13 protein-coding genes are annotated in these 19189 nt (G+C 62.3%); 8 read left to right on the top strand and 5 right to left on the bottom strand.

Annotated features, from left to right (window positions below; genetic code table 11):
* Nucleotides 1–239 precede the first annotated feature (239 nt).
* The 4 genes from gltB (at nt 240) to MRBLPB4O_RS26015 (ending at nt 7994) form a co-directional block, all read left to right on the top strand.
* Complete coding sequence (gene gltB, locus MRBLPB4O_RS26030) at nt 240–4685, top strand: glutamate synthase large subunit (RefSeq protein ID WP_341797001.1); 4446 nt, start codon at nt 240–242, stop codon at nt 4683–4685.
* Nucleotides 4686–4808: 123 nt separating this feature from the next.
* A complete protein-coding gene (locus MRBLPB4O_RS26025; protein WP_341797000.1) occupies nt 4809–6227 on the top strand; it encodes an FAD-dependent oxidoreductase in 1419 nt (472 codons plus the stop codon).
* A 237-nt stretch (nt 6228–6464) separates the two neighbouring features.
* On the top strand, nt 6465–7529 hold the full coding sequence (gene hemE, locus MRBLPB4O_RS26020) for a uroporphyrinogen decarboxylase (protein ID WP_174371093.1): 1065 nt from the start codon (nt 6465–6467) through the stop codon (nt 7527–7529).
* A gap of 117 nt (nt 7530–7646) precedes the next feature.
* A complete protein-coding gene (locus MRBLPB4O_RS26015; protein ID WP_341796999.1) occupies nt 7647–7994 on the top strand; it encodes a NirD/YgiW/YdeI family stress tolerance protein in 348 nt (115 codons plus the stop codon).
* 116 nt (nt 7995–8110) lie between these two features.
* Here the strand turns inward: MRBLPB4O_RS26015 and MRBLPB4O_RS26010 are convergent, their stop codons facing one another.
* A complete protein-coding gene (locus tag MRBLPB4O_RS26010; RefSeq protein WP_341798933.1) occupies nt 8111–9298 on the bottom strand; it encodes an MFS transporter in 1188 nt (395 codons plus the stop codon).
* A 165-nt stretch (nt 9299–9463) separates the two neighbouring features.
* On the opposite strand from MRBLPB4O_RS26010, the gene MRBLPB4O_RS26005 reads away from it, so the two are divergent.
* The 4 genes from MRBLPB4O_RS26005 (at nt 9464) to MRBLPB4O_RS25990 (ending at nt 11936) form a co-directional block, all read left to right on the top strand.
* Nucleotides 9464–10363 carry a LysR family transcriptional regulator gene (locus tag MRBLPB4O_RS26005; protein ID WP_016502034.1) on the top strand — a complete coding sequence of 300 codons (900 nt, stop codon included), beginning with the start codon at nt 9464–9466 and terminating at the stop codon, nt 10361–10363.
* A 76-nt stretch (nt 10364–10439) separates the two neighbouring features.
* Nucleotides 10440–11213: a ParA family protein gene (locus MRBLPB4O_RS26000; RefSeq protein WP_016502033.1), complete on the top strand. Its 774-nt coding sequence runs from the start codon at nt 10440–10442 to the stop codon at nt 11211–11213.
* Between the two features lie 68 nt (nt 11214–11281).
* Nucleotides 11282–11590 carry a type II toxin-antitoxin system HigB family toxin gene (locus MRBLPB4O_RS25995; protein ID WP_016502032.1) on the top strand — a complete coding sequence of 103 codons (309 nt, stop codon included), beginning with the start codon at nt 11282–11284 and terminating at the stop codon, nt 11588–11590.
* Entirely contained in the window at nt 11580–11936 is a 357-nt protein-coding gene (locus MRBLPB4O_RS25990) for a transcriptional regulator (protein WP_341796998.1), read from the top strand. Before MRBLPB4O_RS25995 ends, MRBLPB4O_RS25990 begins: the two co-directional genes overlap by 11 nt.
* A 3-nt stretch (nt 11937–11939) precedes the next feature.
* On the opposite strand, the gene trxC is transcribed toward MRBLPB4O_RS25990, so the two are convergent.
* From trxC to MRBLPB4O_RS25970, 4 genes are all read right to left on the bottom strand, one after another.
* Nucleotides 11940–12374, bottom strand: coding sequence for a thioredoxin TrxC (gene trxC, locus MRBLPB4O_RS25985; RefSeq protein ID WP_341796997.1), 435 nt, complete (start codon nt 12372–12374; stop codon nt 11940–11942).
* Between the two features lie 136 nt (nt 12375–12510).
* Nucleotides 12511–13971 carry a YdiU family protein gene (locus tag MRBLPB4O_RS25980; RefSeq protein WP_341796996.1) on the bottom strand — a complete coding sequence of 487 codons (1461 nt, stop codon included), beginning with the start codon at nt 13969–13971 and terminating at the stop codon, nt 12511–12513.
* 45 nt (nt 13972–14016) lie between these two features.
* On the bottom strand, nt 14017–17325 hold the full coding sequence (gene mscK, locus MRBLPB4O_RS25975) for a mechanosensitive channel MscK (RefSeq protein ID WP_341796995.1): 3309 nt from the start codon (nt 17323–17325) through the stop codon (nt 14017–14019).
* 35 nt (nt 17326–17360) lie between these two features.
* Nucleotides 17361–19103 (bottom strand): potassium/proton antiporter, encoded by a 1743-nt coding sequence (locus tag MRBLPB4O_RS25970; RefSeq protein ID WP_041167927.1) that lies wholly within the window; start codon nt 19101–19103, stop codon nt 17361–17363.
* Between the last annotated feature and the right edge of the window lie 86 nt (nt 19104–19189).

Raw genomic sequence — 19189 nt, 5'->3', positions numbered from 1 at the left:
GAAACGCTTCAGACTCGAGCCAAGCCGTTATCACGGCGCATGGCGCAAAAACATTCAAAATTGCGACATAAATTTTCAATGGTGAGACATGAAAATTTGTGGGCATCGCTGTCGCTGTGCAACAATGGTTTTCCATGACCACCGCAAAAAAGCTGGCGTTTGATCGGCGTGGATGGTAAGTGGTTGTTAAAAAAAGAGATTTGCCTCCGTTGAGAGGTGAACCTGGTGAGAATGTGTCTATGAAAACAGGTCTGTACCATCCCGAAGAATTCAAGGACAACTGTGGTTTTGGCCTGATCGCCCATATGACGGGCGTACCGAGCCACCACCTTCTGCAAACCGCCATGCAGGCGCTGACTTGCATGACTCACCGCGGCGGTATCAACGCCGACGGCAAGACCGGCGACGGTTGCGGTCTGCTCATGCAGAAGCCCGATCAATTCCTGCGAGCCGTGGCCCAGCAACACTTCGCCGTCGAACTGCCCAAGCAGTACGCCGTCGGCATGGTGTTCTTCAACCAGGACCCGGTCAAAGCCGAAGCTGCCCGCGCCAACATGGACCGCGAAATCCTCGCCGCTGGCCTGAAACTGGTCGGCTGGCGCAAGGTACCGATCGACACCAGCGTACTCGGCCGCCTGGCCCTGGAGCGCCTGCCGCAGATCGAGCAGGTGTTCATCGGCGGTGAAGGCCTGAGCGACCAGGAATTTGCTATCAAGCTGTTCAGTGCCCGTCGCCGTTCGTCGGTGGCTAACGCCCACGACAGCGACCACTACATCTGCAGCTTCTCGCACAAGACCATCATCTACAAAGGCCTGATGATGCCGCGCGATCTCGCGGCGTTTTATCCAGACCTGGGTGACGAGCGTCTGCAAACCGCGATCTGCGTGTTCCACCAGCGCTTCTCCACCAACACCCTGCCGAAATGGCCGCTGGCTCAGCCATTCCGCTTCCTCGCCCACAACGGCGAGATCAACACCATCACCGGCAACCGCAACTGGGCCATGGCCCGTCGCACCAAGTTCGCCAATGACCAGATCCCCGACCTCGAGGAGCTCGGCCCGCTGGTCAACCGCGTCGGTTCCGACTCGTCGAGCATGGACAACATGCTGGAGCTGATGGTGACCGGTGGCATCGACCTGTTCCGCGGCGTGCGCATGCTGGTGCCGCCAGCCTGGCAGAACGTCGAGACCATGGACGCCGACCTGCGCGCCTTCTACGAATACAACTCCATGCACATGGAGCCGTGGGATGGCCCGGCCGGTATCGTCATGACCGAAGGCCGCCACGCGGTGTGCCTGCTCGACCGTAACGGCCTGCGCCCGGCGCGCTGGGTGACTACCACCAATGGCTACATCACCATCGCCTCGGAAATCGGCGTATGGGGTTACCAGCCTGAGGAAGTGCTGGCCAAGGGCCGTGTCGGCCCGGGTCAGATCCTCGCCGTGGACACTGAAACCGGCCAGATCCTCGACACCGACGCCATCGACAACCGCCTGAAGTCGCGCCACCCTTACAAGCGCTGGCTGCGTCAGCACGCTACCCGCATTCAGGCGACGCTGACCGACGACCAGGGCGCGGCCAGCTACGACGCTGACCAGCTCAAGCAATACATGAAGATGTTCCAGGTCACCTTCGAAGAGCGTGACCAGGTGCTGCGCCCGCTGGGTGAGCAGGGCCAGGAAGCCGTTGGCTCGATGGGTGACGACACGCCGATGGCCGTGCTGTCGCAGCGTGTGCGTTCGCCTTTCGACTTCTTCCGCCAGCAGTTCGCCCAAGTGACCAACCCACCGATCGACCCGCTGCGCGAAGCCATCGTGATGTCGCTGGAGATCTGCCTGGGCGCCGAGCGCAACATCTTCCAGGAGTCCCCGGAGCACGCTTCGCGGGTCATCCTCAGCTCGCCGGTCATCTCGCCCGCCAAGTGGCGTTCGCTGATGAACCTGGAGCGCGAAGGTTTTGACCGTCAGCTGATCGACCTCAACTATGAGCAGAGCGTCGGCCTGGAAGCGGCCATTCGCAACATTGCCGACCAGGCTGAAGAAGCCGTGCGCGCTGGCAAGACCCAGCTGGTGCTGAGCGACCGCTACATCGCCCCGGGCAAGCTGCCGGTGCACGCTTCGCTGGCCGTTGGCGCGGTACACCACCGCCTGACCGAACAGGGCCTGCGTTGCGACAGCAACATCCTGGTAGAAACCGCTACTGCCCGCGACCCGCACCACTTCGCCGTGCTGCTGGGCTTCGGTGCCTCGGCCGTTTACCCGTACCTGGCGTATGAAGTACTGGCTGACCTGATTCGTACCGGCGAAGTGCTGGGCGACCTGGACGAAGTGTTCAAGTACTACCGCAAGGGCATCTCCAAGGGCCTGCTGAAGATCCTGTCGAAGATGGGTATCTCCACCATCGCCTCTTACCGCGGTGCGCAACTGTTCGAAGCCATCGGCCTGGCCGAGGAAGTGGTCGGCCTGAGCTTCAAGGGCGTGTCCAGCCGCATCAAGGGCGCGCGCTTCGTAGACCTGGAAAGCGACCAGAAGCTGCTGGCGGCCGAAGCCTGGAGCGCGCGCAAGCCGATCCAGCAAGGTGGCCTGCTGAAGTTCGTCCACGGTGGCGAGTACCACGCCTACAACCCGGACGTGGTCAACACCCTGCAAGCCGCCGTGCAGCAGGGCGACTACTCCAAGTTCAAGGAATACACCACGCTGGTCGACCAGCGCCCGGTGTCGATGATCCGTGACCTGCTCAAGGTGAAAGTGGCCGACCAGCCACTGGCGCTGGAGCAGATCGAGCCGCTGGAGGCCATCCTCAAGCGCTTCGACTCCGCTGGTATCTCGCTGGGCGCACTGTCGCCAGAGGCTCACGAAGCGCTGGCCGAGGCCATGAACCGCCTGGGCGCGCGTTCCAACTCCGGTGAAGGCGGTGAAGACCCGTCGCGCTACGGCACCATCAAGAGCTCCAAGATCAAGCAGGTGGCCACTGGCCGCTTTGGTGTGACCCCGGAATACCTGGTCAACGCCGAAGTGCTGCAGATCAAGGTTGCCCAGGGCGCCAAGCCGGGTGAAGGCGGCCAGCTGCCGGGCGGCAAGGTCAACGGCCTGATCGCCAAGCTGCGTTATGCGGTACCGGGCGTGACCCTGATCTCGCCGCCGCCGCACCACGATATCTACTCGATCGAAGACCTGGCGCAGCTGATCTACGACCTCAAGCAGGTCAACCCGCAGGCGCTGGTATCGGTCAAGCTGGTGGCGGAAGCCGGCGTCGGCACCATTGCCGCTGGCGTTGCCAAGGCCTATGCCGACCTGATCACCATCTCCGGTTATGACGGTGGTACCGGTGCTTCGCCGCTGACCTCGATCAAGTACGCCGGCGCCCCGTGGGAACTGGGCCTGGCCGAAACCCACCAGACCCTGCGCGGCAACGACCTGCGCGGCAAGGTACGGGTACAGACCGACGGCGGCCTGAAAACCGGCCTGGACGTGATCAAGGCGGCCATCCTCGGCGCCGAAAGCTTCGGCTTCGGTACCGCGCCAATGATCGCCCTGGGCTGCAAGTACCTGCGCATCTGCCACCTGAACAACTGCGCCACCGGCGTGGCCACCCAGAACGACAAGCTGCGCAAGGACCACTACATCGGCACCGTCGACATGGTGATCAACTTCTTCACCTTCGTCGCTGAAGAAACCCGTGAGTGGCTGGCCAAGCTGGGCGTACGCAGCCTGGGCGAGCTGATCGGCCGTACCGACCTGCTCGAAATGCTGCCAGGCGATACCGAGCGCCAGCAGTACCTGGACCTGTCGCCGCTGCTGGGCAGTTCGCACATTCCGGCAGACAAGCCGCAATTCTGTGAAGTCGACAAGAACCCACCGTTCGACAAGGGCGAGCTGGCCGAGAAGATGGTGGAAATGGCCCTGCCGGCGATCCGCGATCAGGCCGGTGGCGAGTTCAGCCTCGACATCTGCAACTGCGACCGCTCCATCGGCGCCCGTATCTCTGGCGAAATCGCCAAGCTGTACGGCAACCAGGGCATGGCCGCCAACCCGATCACCTTCCGCTTCAAGGGTACTGCGGGCCAGAGCTTCGGCGTGTGGAACGCCGGTGGCTTGAACCTGCACCTGCAAGGCGATGCCAACGACTACGTGGGCAAGGGCATGACCGGTGGCAAGGTCACCATTGTGCCGCCAGCCGGCAGCCCGTTCGAAACCCAGCACAGCGCCATCGTCGGCAACACCTGCCTGTACGGTGCCACTGGCGGCAAGCTGTTTGCCGCGGGCACTGCGGGCGAGCGCTTCGCTGTGCGTAACTCCGGCGCCCACGCTGTTGTCGAGGGCACTGGCGATCACTGCTGTGAGTACATGACCGGCGGCTTTGTCTGCGTCCTGGGCAAGACCGGTTACAACTTCGGTTCTGGCATGACTGGCGGCTTCGCCTACGTGCTCGACATGGACAATAGCTTCGTCGACAAGCTCAACCACGAGCTGGTGGAAATCCAGCGTATCAGTGGTGAAGCGATGGAGGCCTACCGCAGCCACCTGGCGCGCGTCCTTGGCGAGTATGTGGAAGAAACCGGCAGCGAGTGGGGGCGTGAGCTCTCGGAGAACCTGGACGACTACGTGCGGCGCTTCTGGCTGGTGAAGCCGAAGGCAGCCAACCTGAAGCAACTGTTGTCCAGCACCCGTGCCAACCCGCAGTAAAAACAGCTGCAAGTGGCAAGCCTCAAGCTGCACGTAAAGGCAGTACGAGGTTTGCCCGGCTTAAGTGATCGTCTTGCGGCTTGCAGCGTGTAGCTTGCAGCTGCTGTAAAGAGGTTTTGAAAAATGGCTGAACGTCTGAATAACGACTTCCAGTTCATCGAAGTGGGCCGCAAGGACCCGAAGAAAAAGCTGCTGCGCCAGCGCAAGAAGGAGTTCGTGGAAATCTACGAACCGTTCAAGCCGCAGCAGTCCGTAGAGCAGGCGCACCGCTGCCTGGGTTGCGGTAACCCGTATTGCGAATGGAAGTGCCCGGTGCACAACTTCATCCCCAACTGGTTGAAGCTGGTGTCCGAAGGCAACATCCTGGCTGCGGCCGAGCTGTCGCACCAGACCAACACCCTGCCGGAAGTGTGTGGCCGCGTGTGCCCGCAAGACCGTCTGTGTGAAGGTGCCTGCACCCTGAACGACGGCTTCGGCGCGGTGACCATTGGTTCGGTGGAGAAATACATCACCGACACCGCCTTCGCCATGGGCTGGCGCCCGGACATGTCCAAGGTCAAGCCAACCGGCAAGCGCGTCGCCATCATCGGTGCCGGCCCGGCTGGCCTGGGCTGCGCCGACGTGCTGGTACGCGCTGGGGTAACCCCGGTGGTCTTCGACAAGAACCCGGAAATCGGCGGCCTGCTGACCTTTGGCATCCCTGAGTTCAAGCTGGAAAAGACCGTGCTCAGCAACCGCCGTGAAGTGTTCACCGGCATGGGCATCGAGTTCCGCCTGAACACCGAGGTGGGCACCGACATCACCATGGAGCAGCTGCTCGCCGAGTACGACGCAGTCTTCATGGGCATGGGTACCTACACCTACATGAAGGGCGGCTTTCCGGGGGAGGACCTGCCGGGCGTGCATGACGCGCTGGACTTCCTGATCGCCAACGTCAACCGCAACCTGGGCTTCGAGAAGTCGCCGGAAGACTTCGTCGACATGCGGGGCAAGAAGGTTGTGGTGCTGGGCGGTGGTGACACCGCAATGGACTGCAACCGCACGTCGATCCGCCAGGGCGCGCAAGCGGTCACCTGCGCCTATCGCCGTGACGAGGCCAACATGCCGGGTTCGCGCAAAGAGGTGAAAAACGCCAAGGAAGAGGGCGTGAAGTTCCTCTACAACCGCCAGCCCATCGCTATCGTCGGTGAGGACAAGGTGGAAGGCGTGAAGGTGGTCGAGACCCGTCTCGGCGAGCCGGATGCCCGTGGCCGCCGCAGCCCTGAGCCGATACCGGGTTCCGAGGAGATCCTGCCGGCCGATGCCGTGGTGATCGCCTTCGGCTTCCGCCCAAGCCCGGCGCCGTGGTTCGAGCAGCATGGCATCCAGCTGGACAGCCAGGGCCGCGTGGTAGCCCCGGAGAAGGGCAAGTTCAAGCACCAGACCAGTAACCCGAAAGTGTTTGCCGGTGGCGACATGGTGCGCGGTTCGGACCTGGTGGTAACCGCCATCTTCGAAGGGCGTACGGCTGCCGAAGGTATCCTGGACTATCTCGAAGTCTGATCCATTGTTGGGGCCGCTTTGCGGCCCATCGCGGCACAAGGCCGCTCCTACAGGAGATATGCGATTCCCTGTAGGAGCGGCCTTGTGCCGCGAATAGGGCTGCAAAGCAGCCCCAGGGCATTTTTGTATACAAAAACGCTTGATCTGTGGCATCCAATAGACAAAACGCATGGCCATGGCCGTGCCTTTTGCGCTGGCGTCTGAGAAAATGCCCGCACTATTTTTCCGGATGCCGACATGACTGCCCTGAAGAACGACCGTTTCCTGCGTGCACTGCTCAAGCAACCTGTAGACGTCACCCCGGTGTGGATGATGCGCCAGGCCGGGCGCTACCTGCCGGAGTACCGCGCCAGCCGCGCCAAGGCCGGTGACTTCATGAGCCTGTGCATGAACCCGCAGTTTGCCTGCGAGGTCACCCTGCAGCCGCTGGAGCGCTACCCGCTGGACGCGGCGATCCTGTTCTCGGACATCCTCACCATCCCCGATGCCATGGGCCTGGGCCTGTACTTCGAAACCGGCGAAGGCCCGCGTTTCAAGAAGGTCATCAGCACCCCGGCCGACATCGAAGCGTTGCCGATCCCCGACCCGCAGAAAGATCTGGGCTATGTGATGGACGCGGTCAGCACCATCCGCCGTGAGCTCAATGGCCGCGTGCCGTTGATCGGCTTCTCCGGCAGCCCGTGGACCTTGGCCACCTACATGGTCGAAGGTGGCTCGTCGAAGGACTTCCGCAAGACCAAGGCCATGGCCTACGACAACCCGCAAGCCCTGCACCTGCTGCTGGACAAACTGGCCCAGTCGGTCACCAGCTACCTCAACGGCCAGATCCTCGCCGGCGCCCAGGCTGTGCAGATCTTCGACACCTGGGGCGGCAACCTGTCTGCGGCGGCCTATCAGGAATTCTCCCTCGCCTACATGCGCAAGATCGTCAGCGGCCTGATCCGCGAGCACGAAGGGCGCAAGGTGCCGGTGATCCTGTTCACCAAGAACGGCGGCCTGTGGCTGGAAAGTATTGCTGAAGCCGGTGCCGACGCACTGGGCCTGGACTGGACTTGCGAAATCGGCGATGCCCGCCGCCGCGTGGGCGACAAAGTAGCCTTGCAAGGCAACATGGACCCGACCGTTCTATACGCCAAGCCGGAAGCCATCCGCCAGGAAGTGGCGCGCATCCTGGCCAGCTACGGCCATGGCACCGGTCATGTGTTCAACCTTGGCCACGGCATTACCCCGGAAGTCGACCCGGAGCATGCTGGCGTGTTTATCAATGCCGTTCACGAGCTGTCGGCGCAGTACCACCAGTGAGTTGAATGCTGAAAACAAAAAGCCCGGCCCTGTGCCGGGCTTTTTGTTGCATTAAGTTTTGATTCAGCGAACGTCGTTAATCTGGTCCCATCGAAACCGAAACAGGACCCGATCCTCATGAAAGCACATTACTTCGCCCTGATCCTCGCCCCTCTGTTCAGCACCGCTGCACTGGCCGCAAGCTATACCGGCCCCGGCGCCCAGTCGGTCACCACCGTGGCAGCTGCCAACGACGCTGCCGATGACACGCCTGTGGTGCTGCAGGGGTATGTGACCAAGAAGATCAACAACGACGACAAGTACGAGTTCAAGGACAACACCGGCACCATCACCGTTGAAATCGACGACGAAGACCTGCCACCGACGCCCTTCAACGACAAGACCAAGGTGAAGCTGACCGGTGAGGTGGAAAAGCACCTGATGAGCCGGGAAGTGGATGTGGATATTGTCGAGATCATCAACTGATCTGAGGGCCCAATCGCCGGCAAGCCAGCTCCCACAGGTACTCCACAGGTCATGAGCCTTGTGGGTTCCTGTGGGAGCTGGCTTGCCGGCGTTTGGGCTGCAAAGCAGCCCCATGCTCAGGCTGTCTTGGGTGGTAACTTGCTCAGGTGCAACGCCACCAGCAACGCTACGGCCAACAAGCTGCCAATGAACAGCCCGATCCCGTTCCACCCCCATTGATGCCAGAACACCCCGCCCGCCGTACCCGCCACGCTGGACCCTGCGTAATAGCTGAACAGGTACAGCGACGATGCCTGCCCCTTGGCCTTCAACGCCCGGCGGCCAATCCAGCTGCTGGCCACCGAGTGCGCGCCAAAGAAGCCGAACGTGAACACCAGCATGCCCACGATCACCATCGCCAGCGGGCTGGCCAGGGTCATCAGCAAGCCACCCGCCATCACCACGATACTGGCCCAGAACACCTTGCGCCGGCCCAGCTTGTCCGCCAGCGCGCCGACTTGTGCCGAGCTGTAGATACCGGACAGGTAGACCACCGACAGCAAGCCCACCAGCGCCTGGTTCATGTGGTAAGGCTCGGCCAGCAAGCGGTAGCCGATGTAGTTGAACAGGGTGACGAAGGCGCCCATCAGCAGGAAGGCTTCAAGGAACAGCCAAGGCAGCCCTGCATCCTTGAAGTGCATGACAAAATCGTCCAGCAGGCTGCGCGGGCTCATCATCCGCGGGCGGAAGTTGCGCGATTCGGGCAGCACCTTCCAGAACACCAGTGCGGCGACCAAGGCCAGGCCACCGATGGTCAGCATGGCCGTGTGCCAGCTGACGAAGTCGATCAGCACACCGGTAATCAGCCGGCCGCTCATGCCGCCAATGGCGTTGCCGCCGATGTACAGGCCCATGGCCAGGCCGATGTGCTGTGGGTGGATTTCTTCGCTCAGGTAGGTCATGGCCACAGCAGCCAGGCCGCTCAGTGACAGGCCAACCAGGGCGCGGGTGGCCAGTACCAGTTCCCAGCTTGGCATCACCGCGCTGGCCAGAGTGGAGAGGGCGGCGCAAACCAGGGCAAAGACCATCACCGGCTTGCGCCCGATGCGGTCAGAAATGGGGCCGGTGATCAACAGGCCGAACGCCAGCATGGCGGTGGACACCGACAGTACCAGGCTGCTCTGGGCCGCGTTGATGGAAAACTCCTTTGACAGCAGCGGCATCATCGGCTGCACGCAGTACAGCAGGGCGAAGGTGGCGAAGCCGCCGCTGAACAGGGCCAGCACGGTCTTCATGAAGGCGGGGGTGCCTTTTTCGATCCACATTTCGTTCAGTAGAGCAGGTTCTGGCTCGGCGGGAAGGGGGGCTACAGCAGTTTTCACGGGCGAGTACCTCTGGCGCAATGAAAAAAGCATATAGCTGGCTAATGATTAGATCCAATATATTGTTCGACCTATTTAAGACTTTTTTCGAATCATTCGGAGCTGATCATGGAGCTGCGTCATCTGCGTTACTTCATCGCCGTGGCCGAAGAACTGCACTTTGGTCGTGCCGCCCAGCAACTTGGTATTTCCCAGCCGCCCCTGAGCCAGCAGATCCAGGCCCTGGAACAGGAACTGGGTGCCAGGCTGTTCGAGCGTACCAACCGTCGGGTGGAACTGAGCGAGGCAGGGCGGCTGTTCCTCGAAGAGGCCCGTCAGGTGCTGGCGCAGGTGGAGAAGGCCGCCGACGTGGCTCGGCGCGCGCAGTTGGGTGAGCTGGGCGAGATGAAGATCGGCTTTACCTCGTCGGCCCCGTTCACCTCGAAGATTCCCAAGGCCATTCATGCCTTCCGCCAGCGCTTCCCGGCGGTGCACCTGAACCTCAAGGAAATGAGCAGCCGCGATGTGGCCGAAGGGGTGTTCGACGAGTCCATCGAAGTGGGGCTGATGCGGCCGATGCCGTTGCCGGAAGGGTTGGTGGCCACCGAGTTGTTCCGCGAGCCGCTGGTGGCGGTCATCAACGCATCGCATCCGCTGGCTGAAAGCACTGAGCAAGGGGTGCACATGGCGGCGCTGGCCCACGAGCCGTTCGTATTCTTCCCGCGCAGTTATGGCAGCGGCCTGCATGCCCAGTTGCTCAGCCTGGCGCGGCAGGCAGGCTTCAGCCCGCACTTTGCCCAGGAGGCCGGGGAGGCGATGACCATCATCGGCCTGGTGTCGGCGGGGCTGGGGGTGTCGGTGTTGCCGGCGTCGTTCCAGCGTATGCGCATCGAAGGCGTGGTGTACCGCACGCTGCTGGATGAGGGGGCGATGTCGGCGGTGTGGCTGGTGCAGCGCGAGCGCGGCAATTCGGTGATGGCCAAGGCGTTTGCCGAGCTGTTGACGGGGCAGGTGGTCGGCCAGGGGTAATGCAGGCCAAATGGCGCTGGCCATTGCCGCAGTGCCGCCACATACTCGGGCATTCGTTGAAACACGGAGGTCAATCATGCGGCGCGTGGTGTTCAATCAGAAAGGTGGCGTGGGCAAGTCGAGCATCGCCTGCAACCTGGCGGCGGTCAGTGCCAATGAAGGCTATCGGACCTTGTTGATCGACCTGGATGCCCAGGCCAACTCGACCCAGTACCTCACCGGCCTGACCGGCGAGGACATCCCCATGGGTATCGCCGACTTCTTCAAGCAAAGCCTGTCCAGCGGGCCGTTCAGCAAGAAGAACAAGGTCGATATCTACGAAACCCCGTTCGACAACCTGCACGTGGTCACGGCCACTGCCGAGTTGGCTGACCTGCAGCCCAAGCTTGAGGCCAAGCACAAAATCAACAAGCTGCGTAAGTTGCTCGACGAGCTGGACGAGGACTACGAGCGTATCTACATCGATACCCCGCCGGCGCTTAACTTCTACGCGGTTTCCGCGTTGATCGCCGCTGATCGTGTGCTGATCCCCTTTGACTGCGACAGCTTCTCGCGCCAGGCCCTGTACGGCCTGCTGGCCGAGATCGAAGACCTCAAGGAAGACCATAACGAAGACCTGATGGTCGAAGGCATTGTGGTCAACCAGTTCCAGTCGCGTGCCAGCCTGCCGCAGCAGATGCTCGACGAACTGCTGGCCGAAGGCCTGCCGGTGCTTCCGGTGTACCTGGGCAGCTCGGTGAAGATGCGCGAATCGCACCACGCCAGCCTGCCGCTGATTCACCTGGAACCGCGGCACAAGCTGACCCAGCAGTTTGTCGAGTTGCACGATTTGCTTGAGCGCAGCGAATAGCGCCTGCCTGACGCTTGCACTGTATCCAAGTCCCAAGCATAATCTCCCAAAACGGGAGATTTGCTTGGATGCGCGTCATTGCCAAAAGCAGCTTGGTGAAGTTCTGGGAATTGCCTGGGCATGAAGATGCCAAAGCGGCCTTGGAAAGCTGGCACGATATGGCGCTCAAAGCTATCTGGCGAACGCCACAGGATGTAAAAGATCAGATTGGCAACGCCAGCATCTGCGGCAAGAACCGCGTGGTTTTCAACATCGGGGGGAACAAGTATCGGCTTGTGGTCGAGATGCAGTATCGAGCCGGTATTGCCTGGGTGAAGTTCGTAGGTACGCACAAGCGCTACGACGAGATTGACGTGGAGACAGTCTGTGAATATTAAGCCGATCCGCAATGATGACGACCTTCGAGCCGCGTTCCAGCGGCTCGAGGCCATTTTCCAGGCAAAAGCGGGCACGCCAGAAGCTGATGAAATGGAGGTGCTTGTGACACTGATTGAAGTGTACGAAAACAAGCACTATCCCATTCATCCCGCCAATCCCATCGAGGCCATCAAGTTCTGCATGGATCAGCAGGGCCTTACCCCACGTGATCTTGAGCCATATATCGGCCCAAGCGGCCGAGTATCGGAAGTATTGAATGGGAAGCGTGGGCTAAGCCTTTCGATGATCAAGCGCCTGCATGATGGCCTTCGTATTCCCTATGAGTCGCTACTGGCAAATGCCTGAGAATTAGACCCCTTGGCTACGCACCCACTCCAGCAACGACTGGAGTGGAAACGCCCCGGCCTGGCGGCTGATTTCGCGCCCGTTCTTGAACAGCAGCAGGCTGGGGATCGAGCGGATGCCCAGTTGCCCGGCGAGGTTGCGGTTGGCTTCGCTGTCGAGCTTGGCCAGGCGGCAGCGGCCGGCAAGTTGGCGGGCAGCCTGTTCGAAGGTGGGGGCGAAGGATTTGCACGGGCCGCACCAGTCGGCCCAGATGTCGACCAGCAGCGGCAGGTCGCCTTTGATCTGGCTGGCGTAGCTGGTTTCGGTGAGCTCGAAGGGGGTGCTCAACAGCACCTCCTGTTTGCAGCGGCCGCATTTCGGGGCATCGCCCAGGCGCTCGGCGGGCAGGCGGTTGAGGCCGTTGCAGTGGGGGCAGGGGATTACCAGTGGGTCGGACATATCAATTCCTTGTGTTGTTTGTTCGGGCCCTATCGCCGGAAAGCCAGCTCCCACAGGGGGACCGCTTGCCTCAAGTCTGGCACTTTACCTGTGGGCGCTGGCTTGCCGGCGATAGGGCCGGTAGAGCAATCATCAATCAGGAAGAGCAGCTGATTTCCAGGTGCTTGCCCCATTCCGGCGGCCGCTCGGCGTAGGCCTGCATCCCGGGCTGTTCCTCGAAGGGTCTGGTCAGTACCTGGTGCAATCGCCGCACTTCACTGTAGTCCCCCGCTTCAGCCGCTTCGATGGCTTTTTGCGCCAGGTAGTTGCGCAGCACATACAGCGGGTTCACCGCATGCATCCGTTCACGGCGGCCTTCGGCATTGCCGGGTTCACGTTCACAGCGGGCCAGGTAATCTGCACCCCAGGCATCGAAGCCGGCCAGGTCGATGAAGTCGTCGCGCACCACTTTCAGCGCATCGGCCACCGGCTGCTCACCGAGTTTTCGGAAGAACAGGTTGTAGTCCACGCCGCCACGCTGCATGCACTGCAGCAGGCGTTCGACCAGCGCCATGTCGTCGTCATCGGCAGTGGTCAGGCCCAGACGCCGGCGCATCAGGTCCAGATAATGGGCCTGGTACAGCGGCAGGAACAGCCCCAACGCTTCCTTCAACGGCTCAACTTCGATCACGGTGGTCAGGGCCTGGGCCAGCGCGCTGAGGTTCCAGTGGGCGATGGGAACCTGGTTGGCGTAGCTGTAGCGGCCACGGTCGTCGGAGTGGTTGCAGATGAAGTTGGCGTCGAAGTCGTCGAGGAAGGCGTACGGGCCGAAGTCGAAGGTGATGCCCAGGATCGACATGTTGTCGGTGTTCATCACCCCGTGGCAGAAGCCATAGGCCTGCCAGCGGGCAATCAGTTCGGCGTTGCGCTCGACGATGGTGTGAAACATGGCCAGGTACGGTTGTTCGGCGTCACGGCATTCGGGGTAGTGTTGCTCCAGTACATGGTCGATCAGCACGCGCTGCTGCTCGGGCTGCTTGGTGTAGTAGAAATACTCGAAATGGCCGAAACGCACATGGCTCTGCGCCAGGCGCGTGAGCATGGCGGCGCTTTCGCGGGTTTCACGCCACACCGCGGTGCTGGAGCCGATCACGCACAGCGCCCGGCTGCTTGGGATGCCCAGTGCGTGCAAGGCTTCCGAGGCAAGGAATTCGCGTATCGACGAGCGCAGCACGGCGCGGCCATCGCCCATGCGTGAGTAAGGGGTCTGGCCGGCGCCCTTGAGGTGCAGGTCCCAGTGCTCGCCTTTGTCGTTGAGTACTTCGGCCAGCAGCAGGCCGCGGCCATCGCCCAGCCGTGGGTTGTACGAGCCGAACTGGTGGCCGGAATAGACCATCGCCCGTGGGTCGGCTTCTTCCCACAGCTTGTGGCCGCTGAACAGCTCGGCGAACACCGGCTGGTCGGCCTGGGCGGGGTCGAGCTCAAGCAAGGCCATGGCGGACTCGCTGGCTACCACCAGGCGTGGGTCTGCAATGGGCTCGGGCAGCACCTGGGTGGAGAACGCATCGCCCAGGCGGGCGAAGCGGTTGTCGAAGGTGAGTTGGTCGAGGGCTTTCACGGGCTGCTCCTGAGATTCAGCACAGAATAAAGCATTCGAGCCCACTCAGGCCTGTGCAGTGCCATCCGGTTTAGGTTGCTCCAGCGGAATCAGCTGCTGCTTGCCGCCCTTTTGGTCCATCAGGAACACCTCGACCTGGCGTACCGAGATCTTGATGTTGTGGGCCTTGAACTCGCGGTTGATGTAGCGGTTGATCTCGTCCAGCGTCGGGTTGCGGTCGCCCAGGTCGCGCACGTGCATGCGCAACTCGTGGTCCAGCGAGCTTTCACCAAAGTTGAGGAAGTACACGATCGGTTCCGGGTCCTTGAGCACGCGCGGGTTTTCGTGTGCGCCCTTGAGCAGCAGGTCGCGTACAAGGTCCAGGTCCGAGCCGTAGTCGATGCCCAGCTTCAGCGTTACCCGGGTGACCGTGTCGGTCAGCGACCAGTTGATCAGTTGGCCGGTGATGAAGGTCTTGTTGGGGACGATGATGTCCTTGCGGTCGAAGTCGGTGATGGTGGTGGCGCGGATGCGGATCTTGCTCACCGTGCCCGACAGGTTGCCGATGGTGATGGTGTCGCCAATGCGTACCGGGCGCTCGAACAGGATCATGATGCCGGAGATGAAGTTGGCGAAGATTTCCTGCATGCCGAAGCCCAGGCCCACCGACAACGCGGCCACCAGCCATTGCAGCTTGTCCCAGCTCACCCCCAGGGTCGACAGGGTGCTGACGATACCGATGCCGACAATGGTGTACGACAGCAGCGTGGTGGTGGCATAGGCGCTGCCCTGGGCCAGGTTCAGGCGTGACAGCACCAGCACTTCCAGCAGGCCCGGCAAGTTACCGGCCAGGGCGAAGGTGATGCCGACGATCACCAGCGCACCCAGCAGGTCGCCAAGGCTTATCGGCACCATGCTGGCGGCGGCGCCGGTGCCGCTGGTGTATTCGTACAGGACGAAGTTGTTGAGGTAGGCGAACACCGAGATCAGGTCTGCCCACACCCAGTACAGGCCGGCGATGAAGCCGCCGAGCAGGGCCAGGCGGATCAGGCGCAGCGACTGCTGGTTGACCTGCTCGATGTCCAGCGTCGGCTCTTCGGTGATGACTTCGCCATCCAGCCCTTCCTTGGCCGCTGCCCGTTTGCTGAGCGCGCGCTGGTAAGCCAGGCGCCGTGCCGCCACCGACAGCCCGCGCACGAACGCCGCCTCGATCACCAGCCAGAACAGCAGCAGGTACAGGGTGTAGATCAGTCGGTCGGTGAGCTTCAAGGCGGTGTAGTAGTAGCCGAAACACACGGCGACGAACAGGGCGATGGGCAGTGCGGTGAACGCTACGCCCACGGCCCTGCGGAACAGCGAGGTGTCGCGGTGCGCGGGGCTGCTGAGCAGCAGGCGGCTGAGCAGCCAGGCCATCAGTGCGTAGCAGGTCAGCACCACGCCGATACCCAGCACATCGTCGGCCAGCGCCGAAGGCTGGTGCTCGGCCACCGCCACCACGCCCACCAGCGCCAGCACCACGGTGCCCAGGCGGCGTACCCAGCCACGCAGGAACTCGACCTGCGGCTTGTGCCAGCGGAAGTGGATTTCGGCCACGCCACCGGGGGCCAGGATGCGGTAGGCGGTGTAGAACACCAGCCAGGCCTGGGCCAGTTGCCAGAGGGCGGCGCCGAGGTTGGCGTTTTGCCCGCGGGCGTCGATCTGCAGGGCGTAGCTGCACAGCGCCAGGCCAAGGCTGACCGGCATCGCCAGGAGGATGTTGATAAGGATCGCCTGGGGCGTGTGCCACTGGCTGTCACGGCGGAAGTGGCCGATGTCCTGGTGCACCTTGCCCAGCCGTTGGTACAGGTACTTGCGCCGCCACAACAGGGCGCCGATTACCAGCAACAGCGGCAGGAACAGCAGCGGGCGCTGGCTCAGGCCGTCGGCCAGCTCTTTCAGGCCCGAACCCCACGGCAGGTTGGCGACCTGGTCGGCCAGGCGCTGGGGTACATAGCTCAGCCAGTCCCAGTCCAGCGGCTTGTTGCTGGGGATCCAGAACATCTGTTCGTCGAGGGTGGTGCGCAGGCTCTGCGCGGTGCCCAGCAGCTGCTTCTGGTTGAGTTGCAGGGTGATCGACTCGTTGAGCAGTGCCGACAGTTCGCGGTTCAGGCGCTCGAGCAGATCGCTGCGGGTGATCGCCACCTCCAGCAGGGCTTTGCGCAAGGCCGGGGTGACGTCTGCCTGCGGCTGGGTGGCCAGCAGTTTGTCGACGTAGGTGACCGGGCTGCTCATTTGTTCGCGTTGCTGGTTGATCTCGAACTGGTACAGGCGGATATCGGCGATCTGATCGGCCAGGTCACGGTCGAGCTTGAGGTGCGGTAGCGCCTGCTTCTGTTTGTAGAGGATCTTCGACAGCAACAGGCTGCCCTTGAGTACGCTGATCTGCTCGTCCAGCGCCTGATCGGCCTGGGTCAGGCTGTCGAGTTGCTGCTTGGTGCGCAAGTTCTGTTGGGTCAGCTCGTTGAGGCGGTCGGTGCTTTTGAGCAGGTAGTCGGAAAGCTTGAGGTTGGCCGCGCTCTCGCTGGCCAGCAGGCTGCTGCCGCCGGCTTTCTGGGCCTCGATTGATTGCTGGGTGACCGCCTCTTGCGACTGGGCCAGCCGTTTATCGTTGATCAGCGTCTGCAGGTCCTGGATTTCCTGCTCCAGGCGCGCGGCACGCTCGATCAGCAGGTCGTGGCGGGCGTTGCCCAGGTCTTGCAGCAGGCTGTTGCCAGCCAGTTCCTGGCGGCGCAGCAGGGTAAGCGCGTTGAGCGAGGCCAGTTCGGCGTTCAGCTGGTTGCGCTGGTCGGCGTTGATCGATTTGCCGCCATCCTTGCCGGTTTTGAGGATGCTGTTGATCTGCTGGGTACGGGCCTGGCTGTTGCTGATTTCGGCCTGGGCGCGTTCCGGGCGGGTTTGCGAGTTGATGATCAGGCTGTTGGCTTCGGACAGCGCTTTCTGCAGCTCGCCCTGCAGGGTGTTGCGTTCGCTGAGCATTTGCTCGAGCTGTGGCACGCTGAGGGCGGCGTAGCGTTGAGCGACAGGCTGCGCCTTGCTTTCCTTGAGCCTGGCGAGCTCCTTCTGGCTGTCACTGGTTTCCTTGGGGGCACTGGTCAGCTGCTGCTTGAGTGCGGCGAGCTTCCTTTCGTTGTCTTCCTTGCTGGCAAGCAGGCTCAATGTCTGTTCGAGCACTTGCTGCAGGGCCTTCTGGTCAGCCTCGGGCAGTTTGCGCTCGGCGATCTTGTCGAGGCTGTTCTGGATGCTGGCGGTGGTCGGGGCCTCTGCCGCGTTGGCCGCAAAGGAAAGGGACAGGCACAGCCCGAGCAGGGCTGTGCGAAGGTACACGCGCAGGGACATAGGCAGACTACTTGTGGATCCGGCAGAAACGAAGTTTAGAGGAACAATCCTGGTCCGGGTCGCGTTCCTTCGGGGAATCTGACGCCTACTTTCTGGATCTTGTTCCCGTCCATGGTTGCCACGGTCCAGATCGTGCCATGCCAATCGACCTGGTCACCTACTACTGGAGCGCCTCCGACCTTCTGTCGGATGAACTGCGCCAGCGGCATTTTCGCGTCCAGGCCATCGAGTTTCAGGCCGTAAAGCGCTGCCACGGCACCCAGTTCGGCATCGCCTTCGAGCACGAAGTCGCCAAAGAACCGCAGGTCCAGGCCACGCTGTGGCGCCTGGCTGAACAGCTTGCCCAGGGCCGGCAGGTTGTGCTCGTGGCCGATCACGCAGAGCATGTCGCCTACTTCCAGCACGGTACTGCCTGATGGGTGCAGCAGTTGCTCGCCACGGAACAGGGCGGCAATCCGCGTGCCTTCGGGCATCTTCAGCTCGCGCAGGGCGGCACCGATGCACCATTTTTCGGCGCCCAGGCGGTAGACGAACATTTCCCACTCGCTGGTGATGTGCACTTCCAGGGCTGAGCGGGAGATCGGTGCCGGGTCTGGCGGCACGGTCACTTTCAGCAGTTTGGCCATCCACGGCAGGCTGGTGCCTTGCACCAACAGCGACACCAGCACGATGAAGAACGCCAGATTGAAGAACAGCTGGGCGTCTGGCAGGCCGGCCATCAGCGGGAACACCGCCAGAATGATCGGTACCGCGCCGCGCAGGCCTACCCAGGAGATAAAGCCCTTTTCGCGGCCATGGAAGGCCTTGAACGGCAGCAGTGCAGCGACCACCGACAGCGGCCGCGCCACCAGAATCATCCACAATGCCAGGCCTAGCGCCGGCAAGGCGATGGGCAGCAGGTCGTGGGGCGTGACCAGCAGCCCCAGCACCAGGAACATGCCGATCTGGGCCAGCCACGCCATGCCGTCGAGCATGTGCAGGATACCGTGGCGGCTGCGGATAGGCTTGTTGCCCAGCACCAGGCCGCACAGGTACACGGCGAGGAAGCCGCTACCGTGCAGGGCGTTGGTCAGCGAAAACACCACCAGCCCGCCGGCTACCACCAGGATCGGGTACAGGCCACCGGCCAGGTTAATGCGGTTGACCAGCTGCAGCATCACCCAGCCGCCACCCAGGCCCAGCAGCCCGCCAATGCCGAACTCGCGCAACAGGTGGCCCAGCAAGCTCCAGTGCAGGCCGGTCTGGCCGCTGGCGATCATGTCGATCAGGGTGACCGTGAGGAAAACCGCCATCGGGTCATTGCTGCCCGACTCGATCTCCAGGGTGGCGGTAACCCGCTCGTTCAGGCCTTTGCCGCCCAGCAGCGAGAACACCGCAGCGGCGTCGGTTGAGCCGACGATGGCGCCGATCAGCAGGCCCTGGATCAGGCTCAGGTTGAACAGCCAGGCGGCGACCAGGCCGGTGAGGGCGGTGGTGATCATTACCCCTACCGTGGCCAGCGACAGCGCTGGCCACAGCGCCACGCGGAAGCTTGCTACCCGCGTGCGCAAGCCACCGTCGAGCAGTATCACGGCCAGTGCCAGGTTGCCCACCAGGTAGGCGGTCGGGTAGTTGTTGAAGATGATGCCGCCACCATCGACACCGGCGACCATGCCGACGGCGAGGATGATGACCAGAATGGGGATGCCCAGCCGCGACGACAGCGAGCTGACCAGGATACTTGCACCCACCAGCAATGCGCCGATCAAGAACAGGCTGTTGATGGTGCTTGCATCCAAAGGCAGGTACTCCGAGACAGCGGCGGGAAGGGACGTGGTAGCGCGTTTTTCAGCAAAAGCTAGCAGGTCGCGTGCCAATCGATTCT

This window comes from Pseudomonas sp. LPB4.O (assembly GCF_038383825.1).
In the GTDB taxonomy this organism is placed as follows: Bacteria; Pseudomonadota; Gammaproteobacteria; order Pseudomonadales; family Pseudomonadaceae; genus Aquipseudomonas; species Aquipseudomonas putida.
The sequence above is the reverse complement of the archived record's forward strand: the minus strand, read 5'-3'. Positions and strand labels throughout refer to the sequence as shown.

Coding starts and splice junctions, on each gene's coding strand:
- gltB (WP_341797001.1), top strand. CDS start 240: ATGAAAACAGGTCTGTACCATCCCGAAGAATTCAAGGACAACTGTGGT.
- MRBLPB4O_RS26025 (WP_341797000.1), top strand. CDS start 4,809: ATGGCTGAACGTCTGAATAACGACTTCCAGTTCATCGAAGTGGGCCGC.
- hemE (WP_174371093.1), top strand. CDS start 6,465: ATGACTGCCCTGAAGAACGACCGTTTCCTGCGTGCACTGCTCAAGCAA.
- MRBLPB4O_RS26015 (WP_341796999.1), top strand. CDS start 7,647: ATGAAAGCACATTACTTCGCCCTGATCCTCGCCCCTCTGTTCAGCACC.
- MRBLPB4O_RS26010 (WP_341798933.1), bottom strand. CDS start 9,298: ATGTGGATCGAAAAAGGCACCCCCGCCTTCATGAAGACCGTGCTGGCC.
- MRBLPB4O_RS26005 (WP_016502034.1), top strand. CDS start 9,464: ATGGAGCTGCGTCATCTGCGTTACTTCATCGCCGTGGCCGAAGAACTG.
- MRBLPB4O_RS26000 (WP_016502033.1), top strand. CDS start 10,440: ATGCGGCGCGTGGTGTTCAATCAGAAAGGTGGCGTGGGCAAGTCGAGC.
- MRBLPB4O_RS25995 (WP_016502032.1), top strand. CDS start 11,282: ATGCGCGTCATTGCCAAAAGCAGCTTGGTGAAGTTCTGGGAATTGCCT.
- trxC (WP_341796997.1), bottom strand. CDS start 12,374: ATGTCCGACCCACTGGTAATCCCCTGCCCCCACTGCAACGGCCTCAAC.
- mscK (WP_341796995.1), bottom strand. CDS start 17,325: ATGTCCCTGCGCGTGTACCTTCGCACAGCCCTGCTCGGGCTGTGCCTG.